Below are 19,650 nucleotides of genomic sequence, written 5' to 3'. Positions count from 1 at the left end.
CAATTATTTTATCCAATGTTAGAACGGACTCTCTAAAACGAAAGAATGGTTATCATTCTATTCTATAAGCGGATTAATTTATTAAAGGTGAAGTGATTATGATAGCTAGTCTTATGAAGTCTTGGACAATATGGGTGAAAATTGGAGTAATGTTATTCGGGGTATTTTTATTATCGTGGTTGGGTCCTGACGAAATTGGCCTGACTGATTTGCTTATTTCATTAAGAGAAGATGAAGAATCAGGAAATAAGTTAATGCTTGCCGTTTTTTTGTTAGTGTCGTTAAATACAGTTTTAGCTTTGTTTCATTATATAGGTGCACTGCTATTGGGAGACGAAATCGGTGATCGTTTAAACCGTCCATGGTTGAAAATCATCATTCCTCTTATTGTTATTCCTCTCGATTATATCGTGATAAATGCTTATTATTCATTAACATACTCATTTAGCGCATATGCTCTGTTATTGTTGTTAGCCATCTTATTATTGCAAGCTTTTGAAAAGGATAGGCTAAAGCCAATTATTAAAACGATTATTTGTTCTCAATTAATCTTTGGGATTGAATGGCTGAATGAGATTCCTTCTTTATCCCAATATGGATTTGGCCTAGGATCGCTTTCAAAGGAAATAAAAGATATAGCAGTTCAAATAGGATTTGAGCAATCTTTAACATTGTATAGTATAACGTTGTGTTTAATTTTTGTTATAAATGCTGTTATTTTAGCTGTGTATTTTTCATTGGCTGAACAAAAGTGGCGGATAAAGCAAGAGCTTCATTATGCGCAGTTGGAAGCAATGCAGTCAAGATCAGGACGGGAAGCACTATATCTGGTCCATGATTTAAAAACACCTCTCACAGCAATTGAGGGGCTAAATTCTTTAATTAGTTTGAAAGTGGACGATTCTAAAATTAAAGAATATTGTCAAAAGATTTCATCATCGATTCAATCCGTCAGCGACATGATTTCCGAGATTTTATATGATGATAAAAAACATTGGTGCCGTATAAAAGATTTAGTTGAATACGTCGAAGCAAGCAGACTGAGCGGGACAAATCTTGATCTGAAAGTAGATTTTCAAACAGATCCTGAAATTAAGATTTTCATTAATAAAATCCGAATGACAAGGGCATTGGTGAATTTAATTGACAATGCTTACGATGCAGTGAATGGAATAGAAGATGGCAAGATAATGCTTAAGGTAAAAAACTATGAAAATGAACTTTGGTTGGGCGTATCAGATAATGGGAAAGGGATTTCACCTAAAGAGCAGGAGAAAATATGGAAAGCTGGGTATAGTACTAAATCACATCCAGGGATGGGATTAGCTTTCGTACGACAAGTTGCTAAAGGACACGGTGCATCATTGGGAATTGACAGCAAGCTTGGACACGGGACAATAATTTGGATAAAACTAGCTGAGGGGAGTGTGTCAAGATGAACATTTTAGTTATTGATGATGATGCATCAATTCAATATATGCTAAGTGAAATATGTGAATTTGCCGGCTGGAATGTAGATACGGGTAACAACGGAAAAGAAGGGTTAAATGTGTTTGCAGAAAAAGGGGCAGATGTTGTTTTAGTTGATTATCATATGCCGGAAATGGACGGAATAAAAACAGTGGGTGAACTTCGTAAACTTAATGCTGATGTTCCGATTCTTGTATTAACAGTCGATGAACGACAGGAAATCGCTGATCGCTTTCTTGCAGCGGGCGCAACGGATTTTGCATTAAAGCCCGTAAAAGCGCCTGATCTGATTTCAAGAATTCAACTGCATGCCCGCCTTGCAAAATTAACTCAATCAACTACACAGCAAAAATCCAGTGAAGAAAAGGATGTATTTGTTACAAAGGGAATTAGTAAGAGAACACTAAGTCACGTTAGTGATTTTTTACATTCTAATCGTGAACCTTTTTCTGTTGATACAATTTCTAAAGAAGTCGGTTTGGCTTATCCGACCGTCTATCGCTATATTATGCATTTACTTGAAGAAGGAAAAGTGGAAATTATTGTGAGTTATCAAAAAGTAGGAAGACCGAAAAATTTATATCAATGGATTGTTGACTAAAAAACTGCCTGAATACAAGGCAGTTTTTTTTATTGTAATGGGCGTCTCCGTTGCTGAACAGACCGCTAATGCAACAAGACTTTTTTTCTTTTTTTTCTGTATTTTTATATTTTCTGATAATATAAAATTATTTTACAACACTAAAGATTCTTTAAAATTCAAATGCCTTCATTGAACGTCTTCGAATAAAATGAATGAATTTATAAGTTGATGTTCATTTAGATTTTGCTATCTGATTCTTATTGCATCAGAGCCAAAATAAAAAAATGTAAACGCTTACCGATAGTGGGTTGGATGGCATGCGTGGCCATCATCGTAGTAGACCTGATAAAAAAGGCTATTATTGTGTGAATGTAAACGATTGGTGGATGGTTTGATATTTTACCATATTTAGGAGGGTTTATTATGCAAGCAATGTTAAAAAATGATGTTCAGCAGCCAAACCAATCCAGGAAAAAGCATCCTCCTGGACTGTATATGCTGTTCGCGACTGAGGCATGGGAGCGCTTCAGTTATTACGGAATGAGAGCAATTCTTGTTCTTTACTTAACGGCAACTGCTGTAAACGGCGGTCTTGGCGTCGACAAATCTACGGCTATGGGCATATACGGATTCTTTACTGGTGCCGTTTATATTACGCCAATGATTGGCGGATACTTAACTGACCGTTTCATAGGAAGAAGATTGGCGATCACGATTGGTGGCATTTTAATGGCTCTTGGCAACTTTTCGCTATTCGCAAGTCAGAGTTTGACAGCGCTTTACATTGGTCTTGGTTTGTTGATTATCGGTAATGGTTTCTTCAAGCCAAACATCTCGACAATTGTTGGTGATCTTTATGAAGACAACGATCCGCGTCGTGATGGAGCTTTCACCATCTTTTATATGGGTATTAACGTTGGTGCTTTCTTCGCACCATTGGTAGTTGGACTTATGAGCTATAAATATGGATTCTTGACAGCAGCACTTGGTATGATTGTGGGACAGTTAGTTTTCAACTTATTAGGCAATCGCTATTTAGGTGATATCGGTAAAGAACCTACTGGAAAACCGGAAGTTACAGCTGGTCAAAAATCAGCTGCACCGTTAACGAAAAGGGAACAAAAACGTACAGCGGCTATCGTGATTTTGGCAGTCTTCGTTATTGCATTCTGGGCCGCTTTCGAACAGGCAGGAAGTTCATTGACATTGTATGCTAATGACCAAATTGACCGGAATGTGTTTGGTTTTGAGGTTCCAACTGCCTGGTTCCAATCATTGAACCCATTATTCATCGTGATTTTAGCGCCGATTATGTCTGCTTTATGGTACAAGCTTGGCAGTTCAAAACGCGGTGACTTAAAAACTCCAACGAAAATGGCTCTTGGTTTAGTCACTGTTGGTTTAGGTTTCTTAGTATTGCTTCCTGCTGTTATGTATACAGGAAACGATACAGCGCTGAAAGTAAACATCCTGTTCATGATTGTAACGTATTTCCTTCATACATTAGCCGAATTAATGATTTCACCAGTTGGATTATCAATGGTAAGTAAAATTGCTCCAATCAAGCTTGCCTCACTTCTAATGGGAGTATGGCTTGCAAGTTCCGCGGTGGCTAATATGGTAGCCGGCCAATTAGCTGCATATACGCAGTCTTTAGGCTACCTGGAAATCTTCAGTGTAATTGGTTTTGTAACAATTGGCTTAGGTATTGTATTATTGTTTCTTTCGAAGCCAGTAGCAAAACTGATGAAATAATGAGAAAAGGAGCTGACCCAAAAGGCGCATTATGTGCCTTTTGGGTCGAGCTTTTTTTATTTAGTATAAAAAAATAAAAGAATAGGTGTAAGAGGAATATCCACAACGACCCAAAACCAGAAAGGAATGACTCTTATGAAACATAATCATCTTTCTTTTAAGAGAATGCGATGGATAACCGGTTTCGGTGCAGGAAATCCATCCCCAATACGGACTATGGTAAGTTTCGAAAACAATAGAAGAAACTGAACAAAAAGAAGCCTTTGCTCAACACGAGCAAAGGCTTCTTTTTGCATCAATAAATGAGGGAGCTTTTGTAAAGTATTAGCTCTCTGCACATAATTGTGTGTATTTAAAATGGATGCTAAGGACTTCTATATTTTTTTCAAAAAATCATTTCACTGGCTTTATTTTCACCAGTTTTCACCAAACTCTACTAAACTACAAACATCAAGAACGAAAGGAGAAAAGAACGCGATGACTTCAAACGTGAAAAAAGGTATATTCTGGGCCGGAACTATTGCCTCCATGGTCCTGGTCATCAATGTATTCCACTATCTATTCGGAGGTTTAAATGCTCTTGCTGAAGGTAGGGATGGACATGGGCCAAAAAGGTATGGGACCACATCACATGATGGGCCACCACCATGATGGATTTACATGGCTCTGGTTAGTATTATTCCTTATTCTAGGCATGGCCGCTTTAATTCTGGCAGTCAAGTGGCTAAGAAAAAAATCAAAGACTTCTGCCTTGGAACAATTTATTGATACTTCCTTAGTGAGTTCATACAGACCCTCATCGAACCCAAATACAAATGTTTTAGATCAATGGGAAAAAAATATCGTTAATAAAAAGGAGACAACGTTTTTATCGGGCCGATAAAGCAAGGACAAGGCAAGCCGGCGGGCATGGACTTGGACTCGCCATTGCAAAGTGGATTGTGGAGAGCTATCAGGGAACTATTCTAGTTTCCAGCGAAATAGGTAAGGGAAGTATGTTTATTATTAGAATCCCCATAAAAGATAAATAGCACTCGTAGTTTATAGTTATAGAGCATTTCGCTGTAATGTGGAATGCTTTTTATTTTGTCTGAAATCAAAAGGGAAAAATGTATATTACGAATATGCAGATATGTAGATCAAGAATACATCTGTATCATTTTTTGCTCTGTTATTGTTTTATTATTGTCTTAAAACTATTTTATTTATTTTGAGTTAACACAATATTTTGTTCAAACTGAGAAAAAGGAAGCTCGTGCACCTTATCTTGCAACTGATGGGGAATCAATAGGTGAGATGTCTATTCCGCTGCTTTCACAAGTTTTACAGCGTGAGGTGACATCGGTATCCTTAACAACTTCTTGATAGGCTATACTCATCTAGACAGAAAATTTAAGGTCAGGTAGACTACAGATACAACCAGCTATAGAAAAGAGGTCCGATATGCGACGTGATATAAAACTGAATGAACGAGCTTTCTCATCCAAGGAAGTGGCAGAAGAAGTGGGGATTGCAACTCCCACTGTTCGAAAGTATGGTCAAATCTTAGAGCGGAATGGATATGAGTTTTTGAAAGATGGAGATCGACGTATCTTTGTTCAATCTGACATCGTAGCGCTTGTAGCGCTACGCGATACGGATAAGCCCTTAGACGATACAGCTAAAGACCTTGTATTTGAACAAAAAGAAAGATTAGAAGCATCCAATGAAACACAGATAGCGATACCCGATACATATGAAAATTTACCCCACGACCCCAATCAATTAAACGAGGCCCTAATGTTTTTAGTCAATGAACTCGCAGCCACACGTGAAATGAATGTCCAACTGACAAACGATATGTCAGAGCTTAAAACAAAGGTTTCCCGGCTCCAGCAGGATCATCATATTATAAGTTCTAGTATTGGAAATTCAGCGCAAAGAACTAATGCTAAAATTGAACAATTAACTGAACAACAAAAAACCCATTACGAAACATTGCTGGAACAAGAAAAACAAAAAAGTGAACTCTTACAAAAAGAAATACAAAATATGCGGGACGAACAGAAAAAAGAATGGAGTTCACAAAATGAATTTAATAAACGTTTAGAAGTGACGATACAAAAGCGTTCCGAAAAATGGCGGGTGCTTTTCTCCTTATTCAAAAAATAAGGTGACTGTTTTTTGCCTAGCTGTGTATTGTAGAAACATTTGATAAATATTTTTTAATTAAATAATGATGGATAAAAGCATTGAGATGCGAATCCACAAAACTATAAAAAATCATAGTGCCGTATATGATTCGCGTAGTTAAAACACAGAATTAAGAAAGAATATTTCAAATTCACAGGAATTGGTGCCTGCTATGTAAGAGTTCGGCGGTGCCAATGTATCGGACGTTCTGCCAAAGGGGATTGAAGGCTCAATTGAAATTCATTGGAGATTTGTTATAGCGATATGCATCTAAAACGAACTACACAATTTGTAGCAAGCAAAAAGGCAGTTTGAAAAAATTGGAGTTGAGGCGGCTAAGAACTTGCATTCAAAAACAAGAGTCATCCTTACTAGAGTTGCTCCAGACAGCTTTTTTTGTGTGTTTCGTATCGCTGGGTGATATAGCTTGCAAATAAATTCGAAACATTTAGGTTTAATAGAAATGCGCCGTTCGATATGCAAACATGATATACACCCTAATGAACGGGTATTCTTTTCCGAGGATTGGAAGAAATGGGGATGCAACACCCACTGTTCAACAGTAGGGTCAAAACTTAGTACCAAACGGATATGAGTTTTTAAGATGGCGGTAGCCTATCTTTATTCAATCTGACATCGAATCGCACATAGCGTTACGCGATACGGGCAAGTCTCTAGGGGATACAGCTAAAGACCGTGTGTAGATGAATCTAATAAAACAGAGATAGCGATACCCGATATATATGACAACTTAACCCTTAATTCCAAGCAAATAAAATAGATTTTAATTGTTTTAATCAATGAACTCCAGCTACGCGTAAAATGAACGTCCACAAACAAAGGTTATTTCTCAGCTTAAAACAACGCTTTGGAAGCTCCAGCAAGATCTATGTCCCTAATAGTGTTCCTCAAGAAAGAGGCTTATCGGTTCTTTTGTGTGTTTCGTATCGCTGGGCGATATAACATGAAAATAAATCCATAGGAACTTTATCTTAATAGAAAGGGAGGTCTGATATGCGACAAGATATACTCCGAATGAATGAGCGTTTTCTTCCAAGGAAGTGGCAGATGTAAAATCAATGTTCGAAAGTAAGTTAAATACTCTTAAAACGAAGTGGATATTTATTGTTAAAATATGGAAAAGTGTTCCCTTTCGTTCAATCCGATATTGAAACGCCTAAAGCGATACGCGATACGGGCAACCCCTAAACGATAAAGCAAGAGACACTTATATCAAGAAAAAGAAAGATTGGATGGAACCAATGAAACAGAGATAGCGGTACCCGATACAGTGAAAATTACCCCATGTTCTCATTTAATTAAGAGAGAGCTTAATTTTTTTAACCAATGAACTCGCAGCCGCGCGTGAAAGGAACATCTCACTGAAAAACAAATGTCATAGCTTAAAAATGAACAATAAAAACCCATTACGAAACCTTACTTCAATAAGAAAAAGGTTTCGTAATGGGTTTTTAGTCTCTTTTACGATATTGGGGTGTTAATAACTTTTTAAATCTAATGCAATCAAATCAAAAGTGTAAATTCTTTTGTTCCAACTATTCAGAATCACTATTTTCAAATTTCAACAATTTCCCGAGAAATATCTACAAATTCTGAGTGGATATCGACAAAGTTAGAAGCTTCTAAAAGATGTAGTATAAGTCTCTAGGGTATAGAAGTTTTATTTCCTGCTCCTTTGTTGTTTGAAGGTTTTCTACGCATTTATAATTAGCCCGATAACTTCTAACCATTCCGCAAATCAAATCAGCAAAATCCTGAACTCCTTCGATTTTACCAACCAAGAAAATGGCTGGCCGCAAAGGTTATACAAGCAATAAAGGTAAGTGCTGGAGCAAAATCACCGCAATCTGCCAGTAAGACAATCAAAATCGGTATAATAATTGATGCTGTACCACCAATGAAGGTACCTCCAGCAATCCCAATCAGCCTTTGGGGCAAGCAATGAAACAAACAGAAGTGAAATCGTTTCGAACAGCGAGTATTTTGAGGTATCGAAGCTATGCATTTGGTTGAAAAAACCAACCTCATTAACGTGTAAAGTCTGCCCAAAATGAGGTTGAATTCATTCATAAGTTATTTTTGCATCAGAACCTTGTTAAACCCCAACAAATTTTAACTATATTAACCAGTATCCGGTTACATTCAAAATGCTTGCATTATTCATTATCATTATTATAAAATACTTGTATACAAGTGTACTTGAACTCTATAAGAAGGTGAATATATGGCTGAATCAAAGGAGTTTTTATATCCTGTAAAATGGCTTTCAAAAGCTTCAGCCGGTGATCGCGTAACATCCGAGCTTAGAATGCGTATTATTTCGGGGATGATTGAAAGCGGTGCCATCCTTTCTGAAAATAAAATAGCTGCCGATTTCGGTGTAAGCCGCTCACCAGTTCGTGAAGCGTTAAAAATATTGGCCTCTGAAAATATCATCCGATTGGAAAGAATGGGTGCGGTTGTCATTGGTTTAACAGAAAAGAAATATGCAGAAATTTATGATGTGCGTATACTCATCGAAACGTTTGTATTCGAACGTCTGGTAAGGATGGAAACGAATGAATTAGTGATGGAACTTAGTAAAATATTGGAGATGATGAAAATTTCCATAAAATACAGAGATGCTGATGAGTTTTCCTATCAGGATGTCCTATTCCACGAAACGATCATTCGGTCCATCGATCATTCCTACATCCTGATGATCTGGGATAATTTAAAACCTGTGATGGAAAGTTTGATTCTTCTATCCATGCGCAGTCGTTTTAAAGAAAAGTATGAAGACTTTACACGGATCATTAATAATCATCAACTTTATATTGATGCGATCAGAACAAAAGATCGGGACCTCATGATTAAGTCGTTACATGAAAACTTTGATGATGTTCAAGAGAAAGTTGAAGACTTATGGATGGCCCAACAGATGCTTTCAAAAGGAGTCGAACAAGAAAATGACTAGCTATATGTTAGGTGTAGACATCGGTACAACAAGTACAAAAGCTGTATTATTCACGACAAAAGGCGATGTCATCCAGCAGGAGAATATTGGTTATCCTCTTTACACACCGGATATGACAACAGCGGAACAAGACCCTGAAGAGATTTTTCAGGCCGTTTTGAAAGCCTTTACAAATATAACGAAACAGCATTCAGATAAAAAGATATCATTTATTTCATTTAGCAGTGCGATGCATAGTGTTATAGCCATGGATGAAAATGACCAGCCGCTGACCCGCTGTATCACTTGGGCAGATAATCGCAGTGAAGCTTGGGCCCATAAAATAAAAGATGAATTAGATGGGCATGAAGTTTACAAACGAACCGGAACACCGATACATCCGATGTCACCATTATCCAAAATCGCCTGGATCGTGAATGACCGCCCAGAGATCGCAACCCATGTTAAAAAATATATCGGAATTAAAGAATATATCTTTAAAAAGTTCTTTGATCAATATGTTGTCGATTATTCCCTTGCTTCATCGATGGGCATGATGAATCTCAAAAACTTGGATTGGGATGAGGAAGCTTTAAGAATTGCCGGAATAACGCGTGGACAGTTATCTGAACTCGTACCAACAACTAAGGTATTTATCAACTGTGACCTGGATTTAGCCAAGCAGGTTGGGATTGATCCACAAACGCCCTTTGTCATTGGGGCAAGTGATGGTGTCCTTTCAAATCTAGGTGTAAACGCTATCCGGAAAGGTGAAATCGCTGTAACGATTGGGACAAGCGGTGCGATTCGGACGATTATAGACGAGCCGAAAACAGATGAAAAAGGAAGAATCTTTTGTTATGCCTTGACGGAAAAGCATTGGGTGATTGGCGGGCCCGTGAACAATGGCGGGATGGTCCTTCGCTGGATTCGCGATGAGTTTGCTTCTTCCGAGGTGGAAACGGCTAAAAGGCTCGGAATCGATGCTTATGAAGTCTTGACCAAGATTGCCGAACGTGTAAGACCAGGAGCAGATGGATTGTTATTCCATCCATATCTTGCAGGTGAACGTGCACCATTATGGAATCCGGACGTAAGGGGTTCATTTTTCGGATTAACACTCTCGCATAAGAAAGAACATATGATTCGAGCGGCTCTAGAAGGAGTCATTTACAATTTATATACAGTATTTTTAGCCTTAACCGAATGCATGGACGGTCCCGTGACCCGAATTCAAGCTACGGGAGGCTTTGCAAGGTCGGCTGTTTGGCGGCAAATGATGTCCGATATTTTTGAATCTGAAGTCGTGGTTCCGGAGAGCTACGAAAGTTCATGCCTGGGTGCTTGTATATTGGGGTTATATGCCACCGGGGAAATTGATTCCTTCGAAGTCGTTTCTGAAATGATAGGCAATACCCACAAGCACACACCGAAGGATGATTCTGTAAAAGAATATAGGCAACTACTGCCGATTTTCATTAACCTATCAAGGGGATTGGAATACGAATATAAACAGATTGCGAATTATCAAAGAAACTTAATAAATGCTGCAAAGTAAAGACATGGAGGAATTACAATGCCATTAGTTATTGTCGCTTTAGGAATTGTCGCTTTATTAATTTTAATAATGGGATTAAAATTAAACACCTTTATTTCCTTGATCATTGTATCGTTCGGAGTGGCTTTGGCACTTGGGATGCCACTTGATGGTATTGTCAAAACCATTGAAGCTGGATTAGGCGGAACACTTGGTCACTTAGCATTAATCTTTGGACTTGGAGCGATGTTGGGTAAGTTGATCGCAGATTCAGGCGGCGCGCAGCGCATTGCGATGACCCTTGTTAAAAAATTCGGTGAAAAGAATATTCAATGGGCTGTCGTGGCAGCATCATTTATCATCGGGGTCGCATTATTTTTTGAAGTGGGATTAGTATTATTGATTCCAATCGTATTTGCAATTTCAAGGGAATTGAAAGTTTCGATATTGTATCTTGGTATTCCAATGGTAGCGGCATTATCGGTAACACACGGTTTCTTACCGCCGCACCCAGGGCCAACCGTTATCGCTGGTGAATATGGTGCAGACATTGGTCAGGTTTTACTTTACGGCTTCATTATTGCGGTTCCAACCGTTATTTTAGCTGGTCCGGTATTTACGAAGATAGCTAAAAGATTAGTACCTGAATCATTTACGAAAACAGGCAGCATTGCCTCTTTAGGGGAACAAAAATCATTTAAACTTGAAGAAACACCTGGATTTGGGATCAGTGTATTTACTGCTTTACTTCCGGTTATATTAATGTCAATTGCTACGATTATCACTTTGATGCAAAAAACAATGGGTTTTGAAGATAATGGTCTACTGGCAGCTATCCGTTTTATTGGTGAAGCTGGTACTTCCATGTTGCTTTCCTTATTATTTGCGGTCTATTCGATGGGATTAGCAAGAAAGATTCCAATGAAAGATATTATGGAATCTTGTACATCAGCTATCTTGCATATCGGAATGATGCTTTTAATCATAGGGGGCGGAGGAGCCTTCAAGCAAGTATTGATCGACGGCGGTGTAGGTGACTATGTAGCTGAATTATTCAAAGGAACATCATTATCACCAATCTTGCTTGCCTGGATCATCGCGGCAATCCTGCGTATTTCATTGGGATCTGCTACCGTTGCTGCCTTAACGACAGCTGGTTTGGTAATTCCGATGTTAGGTCAGACGGACGTTAACCTTGCTCTGGTTGTGCTTGCTACAGGCGCGGGAAGTTTAATCGCTTCACACGTTAACGATGCTGGTTTCTGGATGTTTAAAGAGTATTTTGGATTAAGCATGAAAGAAACATTTGCAACGTGGACCTTGCTTGAGACGATCATTTCAGTAGCTGGATTAGGATTCATTCTATTACTAAGCTTATTTGTATAAACCTTTCCCGGCAGTAAATCCCCCACTATGGCAGGGATTTACTGCCTATTATTCTTACATAGAAGGAGCAGAAATAAATGTACAATACAATTGGTGTCATTGGTTTAGGGGTAATGGGCAGTAATATCGCTTTAAATATGGCTAGTAAAGGGGAACAAGTAGCTGTCTATAACTACACAAGAGATTTAACGGATCAGCTTGTTGCTGAATTGAACGGTCAGACGCTTCATCCGTATTACGAAATCCAAGACTTTGTTCAGTCTCTGGAAACTCCAAGAAGGATTTTCCTAATGGTGACTGCAGGTAAGCCGATCGACTCGGTGATCAATTCATTGCTTCCTCATCTTGACTCAGGCGATATTATCATGGATGGCGGTAACTCCCATTACGAAGATACTGAACGCAGATATGATGAATTGAAATCTAAAGGAATCAGGTATTTGGGAATCGGTATTTCTGGTGGGGAAGTCGGGGCATTAAAAGGACCTTCAATCATGCCGGGCGGAGATAAAGAAGCCTATGAAAAAGTAGCTCCGATTCTGACAAAAATCTCAGCACAAGTAAATGATGACCCTTGCTGTACCTATATCGGTCCAAAAGGAGCAGGTCATTTTGTAAAAATGGTACATAACGGGATTGAGTATGCAGATATGCAATTAATCGCCGAAGCCTATACATTTTTAAGAGAAAAGTTGCATTTGGAAGTTCATGAAGTTGCTGACATCTTCGAAACATGGAATCAAGGCGAACTGAAAAGTTATTTAATCGAAATCACTGCTGAAATTTTAAGGAAAAAAGATGAAGTAACGGGCTTGCCCTTGATCGATGTGATTCTTGATAAAGCAGGACAAAAAGGCACAGGCAAATGGACCAGCATGCAAGCTATTGATAACGGAATACCAGCATCGATTATTACAGAGTCTTTATTTGCTCGTTACATTTCCGCTTTAAAAGAAGAACGGGTTCATGCAGAAAATATTCTAACAGGCCCTGAAAACGATCAGCAAAAATTAGATAAAAATGAGTGGATTGACTATATTAGACAAGCATTGTATATGGGGAAAGTTTGTGCATACGCGCAAGGCTTTACTCAATATAAAATGACTTCCGAGCTTTACGGGTGGAATTTGCCTTTAAAGGATATTGCGCTGATTTTCCGCGGTGGCTGCATCATTCGTGCAGAATTTTTAAACGTCATTAGCGAAGCCTATCAAGAGCAGCCGAATCTGACTAATTTATTAATCTCACCATATTTTGCCGAAAAGGTTACGGATTACCAGGTAGGATTGAGAAAAGTTGTCTGTGAGGGAATAAATTCAGGTATCTCGTTTCCATGTTTAAGCGCTTCACTCACTTATTACGATAGTTATCGAAAAGGCATCTCAAATGCTAACCTTTTGCAGGCACAACGTGATTATTTTGGTGCACATACCTATGAACGACGTGATTTGGCAGGAGTCTTTCACACAAACTGGCAGTGATGGAAAGTGACAAAGGAACAGTCATTTTTCAATAACCTTTCATGAATTTGAAAAGATATTTTACTTCAATTGGAGAGTTGCTTCGGCAGCTCTTTTTCTTATGTAACAAAAGGGGGGAAGGATAAGCGATACTCCTGCGGGAAAAGCGTGTCCAGGGGAAAACCCGCAGGCTGTAATTATAGAGGCTGGAAATTTTAGTCATGGCATGTTGATTGGTGCATTTAGTTGATGAAAATCCCTGTATGATCGATAAGATACAATTTTCTTATCGTGATAATGTCCATCCAACTGCAAAATTTTAGATTTATTGGTTTCTAAATAATAATTATACCCTTTTGTTTCTAAACTATAGAAGGCATAGGAAATTCCAAGCATTTGTTTCTTGGTTACTTTAGTATCAGGATGATGCTGTATAAAATCAGCCAATTGTTGTACAGATGTTGATGGATTGTCTGCGGTATTAAATAAAGTTTCCTTAATATTAGTCTTTACTTTATTCAAAGTAGTTTTTGCTTTATGTTTGATTTTGTTGGAACGCCTTTTAATAACCATCACTCCCTACTCTGATTATAGTTAAAAGATTTATTATGTTATTTCCATTCAGCAAACGGAGTAAACACAAATTTGAACCCTGGGAGAATTTCTACTAAAAGGGAAAAAGTCTTGGTAGAAAAATTCATGTTATTGGGAGGTTTAATGTTCACTATAAGTGGTATATAAAGGATATGGTTTTTATAGCAGTTTATTCCCTTGCTACCTTCATTATGTTATGGGTTTTTTACGAAAGAGTATCGTTTCATAATATCGGCAAGTAGCACATATTCTTCTTTTGATTATTACTAACTATTTCTGCATAATAAAGGAGTGATAGATCATGAGGCAAATGTGTATTTACTGTTTTAAATGGGCGGACATAGATACGATGACACCAATTTTTGAACAAGGTAGGGTGTTCGTCAATTATTATTGCGAAGATTGTGTTACGGCTGTTATGGATGATTTGTTTAAGTTCCCATCCAAAGATGGTCTTCCCTATTCCGATGTCTGCGAACAATCAAGAATACACTAGCATCTTTTAAAAGTTATACGATTGCTCATAGGCCATCTCAAACGAGAAGGGCTTTTTTTGTTCGGATTAGTCATTTTCTTAATAATATGGCATGTACTTATTTTATTTGATATAAATGGGAAGCATGGTGTAATCATCAAATCCCTTGATAGAACGGGGACGGGGATTCAGGAATGAGTGCCCACCTAACATGTGAATATGTTTAAAGTTGAAGGCCTCCCACAGTTTATTGATGGGTGGCCTTTTGTTGGATTTCTTTCAATCCTACTCCTGCATTAAAGAACTGCCTGGGTGCAAAGAAATGTTACCGTCACTTTTAAAATCAATGTAACTGTAAGTAATTCCTCACGTAATTTATATTCTGTAATCGGGAGGTTTAACCCTGGTTATTTAACCCACTTAAATAATATGATCATACCGAATAATATTAAGTAGTACTTTATGAGGCAATATATCGGAGTGAGGAAAAATTAAATAGGATGTACATGATTTGGTCCTGCAAATTATTTAATTTGGATTGGATATTGAACAAAACATTCTTGCTTACAACAGATGGGTATCTAAATAAATCTTTAGCTATTTTTTGTAAGAATTTTATCCAAATAAACACAGTTAAGAAACTAAGCATTTAAGGGGAAGATTAACCTGTTAAAGGAATTCTATGTTTGTTATACTCTTGACGCTGATGTTAAGTGGGAGAAAATAAAAAAAGGATTGAGCAGTAAAAAAGAGGATGTTTTTCAAGAAGTCTTAAAAAGGATGGAACAATGTGAGTATTTTGTAGTGAAAAATGAAAGTAAGCATCATATTATCCATACATCTTTAATACGTTATATACGTATTTTTGATGGGAACTAGTAATATCACCTCCTCTTAATATAAGTGATGTTTGCATTCTCCTAACAGTCTATCTGGGAGGGGATTTTTCTTTGGGGAAAAAAGGGACAAACCGTTTATGCACATACAGAATAATAAAGCGGAAAGTTGCTAAAAGTGATGGACAAATAGCGAATTGGGTTAAGAAAGTCCCGAAAAATGAGCCATTGGAAGACCAGGGGGCTATATCGAACAGTAAAATTGAAGAAGACTTTGAAAGGAGTGTAAAGATGAATAAAGAACTAGAGGATGATTTTACTGAGGCATTAATGGTTTCACTTCAAGAAGAAAGGGTCATTGAAAGAATAAAAGAAATAGTAGAAGCGGGCTCGTTCAGTCAAGTGGGGGAACTTAAGGAGCTGCTGAGAGAAAAAGAAAAGAAGATTGCAAAGCTCCAGCAAGAGATTCAGTCAAAACAAGAGGAAATTAGTGAGTACCAAATAATGATCCACCAACTAAATGAGAAAATGGAATTCTATTTTAATGAATTGCAAAAGAGAAGAGCAGACTATCGGGAAGCAGAAGAACTTTACGAAGCTGTTCAACGATTATCGGAAAACACTAAAAATTCCTTAAAAGGAATCTTCAAGGGCAGTTCAGTGCAGGAATTTATTGTCTGTGGTGTGCAATATGAAAACATTTCATCTTTGTGGGATTTTATAAAAAACGAGATTATGGAAGGGCGAGAGCAGGAAAGAGGGATTTTGCGTGCGCTTTTTCAGTATTTTTTTCAAGAATACAATAAAACATACGATACTCCTTTATATAAATTACAGGAAGTGAAAATCAATGAGGTCTTCAGAGAAAACTTGTACATAAGAGCCCTCAATAGCAAAATATCCGGGAACATTACGGACATCCTGCTGCCAGGATATATGAGCATTAATGGTAAAACCATTAAAAAATCCGTTGTGAGAATCTAGCAGGCGAAGAAGAGAATGATATTAAAGGAGAAATAACAATGACATCGATTATTATCCCAGAGATTGAAGAAGGCATTGAGAAAATCCTTCTTGTGCAATGGTATAAACAGCCGGGCGATTATATCACGGTGGGTGAAAGCTTAGCCAAATTCAGCTGTGAGGGGATTGAATTTGACCTTTTTTCGGAAAAAGAAGGGACCCTTAAAGAATGGAATGTAGCGGAGGACACTATTGTCAAGATTGGTGATCTGATATGTTATTTGGATTCTGGTGAAGATCTTTCAGAAGAATTATTAATAGAAGTTGAAAAACAAGAAATGATAGAAGCTAAAGAGCCCCTTGAGAACGTAATAAGTTTAGCTGAAAAAAATAACATAGACAGTTCCATATACTTAATGAATAAGAACGAAGAGCAGGTTCTATTCTCACCTGATTCCCAAACCATTCCGGTCTCATCCATTTCAATGACTTATAATGAAGTGAAATCTTTAATCAGCCATTTATATCAAAGTGCAGAAGAAACCTTTTTAAAAGATGAAGCGAGCTGCTTTCAAGACATAAAAAAGATGCTCCGTTCCAGATGGGTTTACATGAATAACGGAAATGTTATATATGATCATAACATTGCAGCTTTATTTCCTTATAGAAAATACTATGAATTAATGGACGAAGAGTTTGACTACAAAGAGCATCTGGACGTTTCCGGTTTTAAAGGTGATGCCATGACACGGGAAGAAGCTGCCAAAAGTTTCAATACAACCGATCACCCTGTATATAAGAAAATAATAGCTTTAGATGATTACTCCACGAGTAAAAATCCTTCCATTTCAAGGATATTTGCCAATCAAACGGCTAACTCTTCTAAATCCATAGCGTTTAAATTCAACGGGTACGATATTCAAAGTTTCGATGTAGGACATCAAAAAAACAATTTGCTGGGAAAAGGTTTTTTCGTTCCCGTTTTCCGTTTAAATGGGGAAAATGCCTTTGAAACCAATGATCAAATGGCTCTCCACCTTTGGCTGGAAAACCGATTAGTACCAAGCGGATTAAGCGCAGAACGCCAGAAGGAGTATGATTATTTGCTGGCGTTGTATCAATTAAAGGGTTTGGACCATGAAAATTTTCTAAAAGAATTGCCATCAATCGCTATCGATTCCAAGACGTTTTATGAAAAGCTTTTAAACTCTGAAAAAGTAAGAGCTGATATTGATACATATGATGAAAAAATGCTGACGGATCCAAATCGAGGACATTGGGATTTATGGCCTGTCCACTCTGATGAAAAACCTTTAACGATAAAACTGAACGAAGAAATAATGGCCAGAAACCCTAAAATGGATATTAGGGAGGATGGCATAGTCGGCATTGACTTTGGAACGAAAAGTACAGTGGTCGTTCATCAAGAAGAAAGTGATTTTACTCTTCCCATGCGCATTGGGGTTGGCTACCTTAACACGGAAGTGCAAGACTGGCATTATGAAAATCCAACCGTGATTGAATTTATTGATTTAGAACATTTCCTGGAGCTTTATCAAGAAAAGGAAGGAAGGCCGGATACAAGGTGGCAGGATGTGACGGTTTCCCACAACGCTCTTAACAATTTGATGAATGGAAAGAGTGACCATTATTATTCCATATTGGATAATCTAAAACAGTGGGCTGGAGAAAAGAAAAACGAACTCCGATTAAAAGACAAGAGGGGATATGCCGTTGTACTGCGTTCCTTTCTGGACTTAACCGATCAGGAAATCAACCCGATTGAGTTATACGCTTATTACCTCGGTTTGTATATCAATAACCAGAACAATGGGATATACCTGGACTACACCTTATCTTTCCCGGTGTTGTATGAAAAAGAGGTAAGAGAAAAAATTCTAAAGTGTTTTGAGCGTGGGTTAAAAAAGACGCTGCCTATGCCGATTCAGCAGGATGAAGAATTAATGAAAAAGTTTCGTGTCACCGCTGGGGCGAGCGAACCTGCTGCCTATGCCGTTTGTGCGTTACAGGAATACGGGTTTGAACCGGAAGAGGATGAAAGGACGTACTATGGTGTGTTTGATTTTGGTGGAGGAACGACAGATTTTGACTTTGGTATTTGGCGTGAAGCGGGCCAGAAAGAAAGCAGATATGATTATGTCATTGAACATTTTGCAGCGGGCGGTGACCGTTATTTAGGTGGGGAGAACATACTGGAGCTTTTGGCGTTCCAAGTGTTTAAAAACAACCAAAGAACAATGAGAGAGCTAAATATTCCTTTTACTCTCCCGGCAGAATGTGTGAAGTTTCCTGGAAGTGAAACACTGATTAATGAATCACAAGAGTCCTATTTAAATACGAAACAATTGGTAGAAAAATTAAGGCCACTTTGGGAAAGGCATGAACGGTATGAAGAACAGTTTGGAAAAGGCATGATTCGGGCAGACTTGTTTGACAAAGCCGGCCACGCAAAACTCAATGTTGAACTTTTGATCGATCAAGATGAAATGGAACAACTGATTGAGGAAAGAATTGAAAAAGGCATTAAAAATTTCTTTGAGTCATTAAGGCGCGCTTTTACCCGGTCAAAACCCAGCAGGATTAATAAAGTAAATATACTGCTTGCGGGTAATTCAAGCAAATCCCCGGTCGTTATGAATCTATTTAATAAATGGATTGAAAAGGAAGTCCAGAACACTCAAAACTGGGGAGACGTGTCTGATAATCTTTTTGAGATTCTCCCGCCACTGGGGACAGAAGGCGCTTATTTAAAGCAAGAAGAGAGAAACAGAGTAGTTAACCGAGATATTTTAACAGCCCCTACAGGAAAAACAGGCGTTGCCTTTGGACTGGTACAAAGCAGAAAAGGCGGAAGTATAAAAGTTATTGATCGAGATATGGTCAATGGTGAATCAAAGTTCAAGTATTTTCTAGGCATCGGGAGAAAAGGGAAATTGAAAACAGTGATTGATCAAGAAGAAGAGTATAACAGATGGAATCTTTTCATTGATGCGTCAGAAGAAGATTTTGAACTTTATTACACAAGCCTGCCGGAAGCTAGTACCAACCAGCTTGATATTAAGCAGGCACAAAGGAAAAAGCTTCGAATTGAGCATGTAGACGATTCAGCTTTTGTTTATATTCGAACCATTAGCCCGACTGTTATTGAATATGTTGTTGCAGACGAAGACTCTATTGTAAATGGGATTTATTTATCTGAAATTACTAAAGTGGAATTAAGCTGATTTTTCAAGAATTTAGGTATTAATATTAAATGAAGAAAATATACCCATAGCCACACAACAGATATTTCAAAAAGTATGGGCATTTGTGGGTGTGATTGATTCAAATGAATCTATCAAGAGCCGCTTTTGCTAAATATGCTTTATTTGAGTGGTATGAATGGAAGATGTCCCACGTGGTCCATCGGTTAAGGTTTTATGTAAGAAGGGCCATGAGTGGA

Annotated in this window: 13 protein-coding genes and 1 pseudogene; 13 read left to right on the top strand and 1 reads right to left on the bottom strand. The window is 37.9% G+C overall.

The window, feature by feature from the left end; translation table 11 throughout:
* Positions 1-98 precede the first annotated feature (98 nt).
* From ACQKNS_RS25495 to gnd, 10 genes and pseudogenes are all read left to right on the top strand, one after another.
* Positions 99-1,439 carry a sensor histidine kinase gene (locus ACQKNS_RS25495; protein WP_427646018.1) on the top strand — a complete coding sequence of 447 codons (1,341 nt, stop codon included), beginning with the start codon at positions 99-101 and terminating at the stop codon, positions 1,437-1,439.
* A complete protein-coding gene (locus ACQKNS_RS25490; RefSeq protein WP_427646017.1) occupies positions 1,436-2,071 on the top strand; it encodes a response regulator in 636 nt (211 codons plus the stop codon). The genes ACQKNS_RS25495 and ACQKNS_RS25490 overlap by 4 nt, the downstream gene beginning before the upstream one ends.
* 405 nt (positions 2,072-2,476) lie before the next feature.
* Entirely contained in the window at positions 2,477-3,808 is a 1,332-nt protein-coding gene (locus ACQKNS_RS25485; protein ID WP_427646016.1) for a peptide MFS transporter, read from the top strand.
* Positions 3,809-4,382: 574 nt separating this feature from the next.
* Positions 4,383-4,691: a hypothetical protein gene (locus tag ACQKNS_RS25480; protein ID WP_427646015.1), complete on the top strand. Its 309-nt coding sequence runs from the start codon at positions 4,383-4,385 to the stop codon at positions 4,689-4,691.
* Positions 4,672-4,839: pseudogene (locus ACQKNS_RS25475) on the top strand (ATP-binding protein); the annotation flags it as partial. The gene ACQKNS_RS25480 and the pseudogene ACQKNS_RS25475, both read left to right, overlap by 20 nt.
* A gap of 412 nt (positions 4,840-5,251) precedes the next feature.
* A complete protein-coding gene (locus tag ACQKNS_RS25470; protein ID WP_427646014.1) occupies positions 5,252-5,959 on the top strand; it encodes a hypothetical protein in 708 nt (235 codons plus the stop codon).
* Positions 5,960-8,225: 2,266 nt separating this feature from the next.
* Positions 8,226-8,957: a GntR family transcriptional regulator gene (locus tag ACQKNS_RS25465; RefSeq protein ID WP_076372447.1), complete on the top strand. Its 732-nt coding sequence runs from the start codon at positions 8,226-8,228 to the stop codon at positions 8,955-8,957.
* Positions 8,950-10,494, top strand: coding sequence for a gluconokinase (gene gntK, locus ACQKNS_RS25460; protein WP_427646013.1), 1,545 nt, complete (start codon positions 8,950-8,952; stop codon positions 10,492-10,494). The genes ACQKNS_RS25465 and gntK overlap by 8 nt, the downstream gene beginning before the upstream one ends.
* A gap of 18 nt (positions 10,495-10,512) precedes the next feature.
* A complete protein-coding gene (locus tag ACQKNS_RS25455) occupies positions 10,513-11,859 on the top strand; it encodes a GntP family permease (RefSeq protein ID WP_076372451.1) in 1,347 nt (448 codons plus the stop codon).
* A 77-nt stretch (positions 11,860-11,936) separates the two neighbouring features.
* Complete coding sequence (gene gnd / locus ACQKNS_RS25450) at positions 11,937-13,340, top strand: decarboxylating NADP(+)-dependent phosphogluconate dehydrogenase (protein ID WP_427646012.1); 1,404 nt, start codon at positions 11,937-11,939, stop codon at positions 13,338-13,340.
* 198 nt (positions 13,341-13,538) lie between these two features.
* Here gnd and ACQKNS_RS25445 read toward each other — a convergent pair whose 3' ends face one another.
* Positions 13,539-13,892 (bottom strand): hypothetical protein, encoded by a 354-nt coding sequence (locus ACQKNS_RS25445; protein ID WP_427646011.1) that lies wholly within the window; start codon positions 13,890-13,892, stop codon positions 13,539-13,541.
* 322 nt (positions 13,893-14,214) lie between these two features.
* Here ACQKNS_RS25445 and ACQKNS_RS25440 point away from each other — a divergent pair, with 322 nt between their 5' ends.
* The 3 genes from ACQKNS_RS25440 to ACQKNS_RS25430 all read left to right on the top strand — a co-directional run bounded on the left by ACQKNS_RS25440 (position 14,215) and on the right by ACQKNS_RS25430 (position 19,432).
* Positions 14,215-14,409, top strand: a complete 195-nt coding sequence (locus tag ACQKNS_RS25440; RefSeq protein WP_427646010.1) for a hypothetical protein — start codon at positions 14,215-14,217, stop codon at positions 14,407-14,409.
* 929 nt (positions 14,410-15,338) lie between these two features.
* Entirely contained in the window at positions 15,339-16,208 is an 870-nt protein-coding gene (locus ACQKNS_RS25435) for a hypothetical protein (protein ID WP_427646009.1), read from the top strand.
* Positions 16,209-16,246: 38 nt separating this feature from the next.
* Positions 16,247-19,432: a biotin/lipoyl-containing protein gene (locus ACQKNS_RS25430; protein ID WP_427646008.1), complete on the top strand. Its 3,186-nt coding sequence runs from the start codon at positions 16,247-16,249 to the stop codon at positions 19,430-19,432.
* Positions 19,433-19,650: the final 218 nt, after the last annotated feature.

The sequence above is a fragment of the Peribacillus sp. NPDC094092 genome (genome assembly GCF_050279365.1).
GTDB lineage: Bacteria > Bacillota > Bacilli > Bacillales > DSM-1321 > Peribacillus.
This window is presented reverse-complemented; position numbering and strand designations above follow the sequence as displayed.

Coding starts and splice junctions, on each gene's coding strand:
- ACQKNS_RS25445 (WP_427646011.1), bottom strand. CDS start 13,892: ATGGTTATTAAAAGGCGTTCCAACAAAATCAAACATAAAGCAAAAACT.
- gntK (WP_427646013.1), top strand. CDS start 8,950: ATGACTAGCTATATGTTAGGTGTAGACATCGGTACAACAAGTACAAAA.
- ACQKNS_RS25485 (WP_427646016.1), top strand. CDS start 2,477: ATGCAAGCAATGTTAAAAAATGATGTTCAGCAGCCAAACCAATCCAGG.
- ACQKNS_RS25455 (WP_076372451.1), top strand. CDS start 10,513: ATGCCATTAGTTATTGTCGCTTTAGGAATTGTCGCTTTATTAATTTTA.
- ACQKNS_RS25480 (WP_427646015.1), top strand. CDS start 4,383: ATGCTCTTGCTGAAGGTAGGGATGGACATGGGCCAAAAAGGTATGGGA.
- ACQKNS_RS25490 (WP_427646017.1), top strand. CDS start 1,436: ATGAACATTTTAGTTATTGATGATGATGCATCAATTCAATATATGCTA.
- ACQKNS_RS25440 (WP_427646010.1), top strand. CDS start 14,215: ATGAGGCAAATGTGTATTTACTGTTTTAAATGGGCGGACATAGATACG.
- ACQKNS_RS25430 (WP_427646008.1), top strand. CDS start 16,247: ATGACATCGATTATTATCCCAGAGATTGAAGAAGGCATTGAGAAAATC.
- gnd (WP_427646012.1), top strand. CDS start 11,937: ATGTACAATACAATTGGTGTCATTGGTTTAGGGGTAATGGGCAGTAAT.
- ACQKNS_RS25465 (WP_076372447.1), top strand. CDS start 8,226: ATGGCTGAATCAAAGGAGTTTTTATATCCTGTAAAATGGCTTTCAAAA.
- ACQKNS_RS25470 (WP_427646014.1), top strand. CDS start 5,252: ATGCGACGTGATATAAAACTGAATGAACGAGCTTTCTCATCCAAGGAA.
- ACQKNS_RS25495 (WP_427646018.1), top strand. CDS start 99: ATGATAGCTAGTCTTATGAAGTCTTGGACAATATGGGTGAAAATTGGA.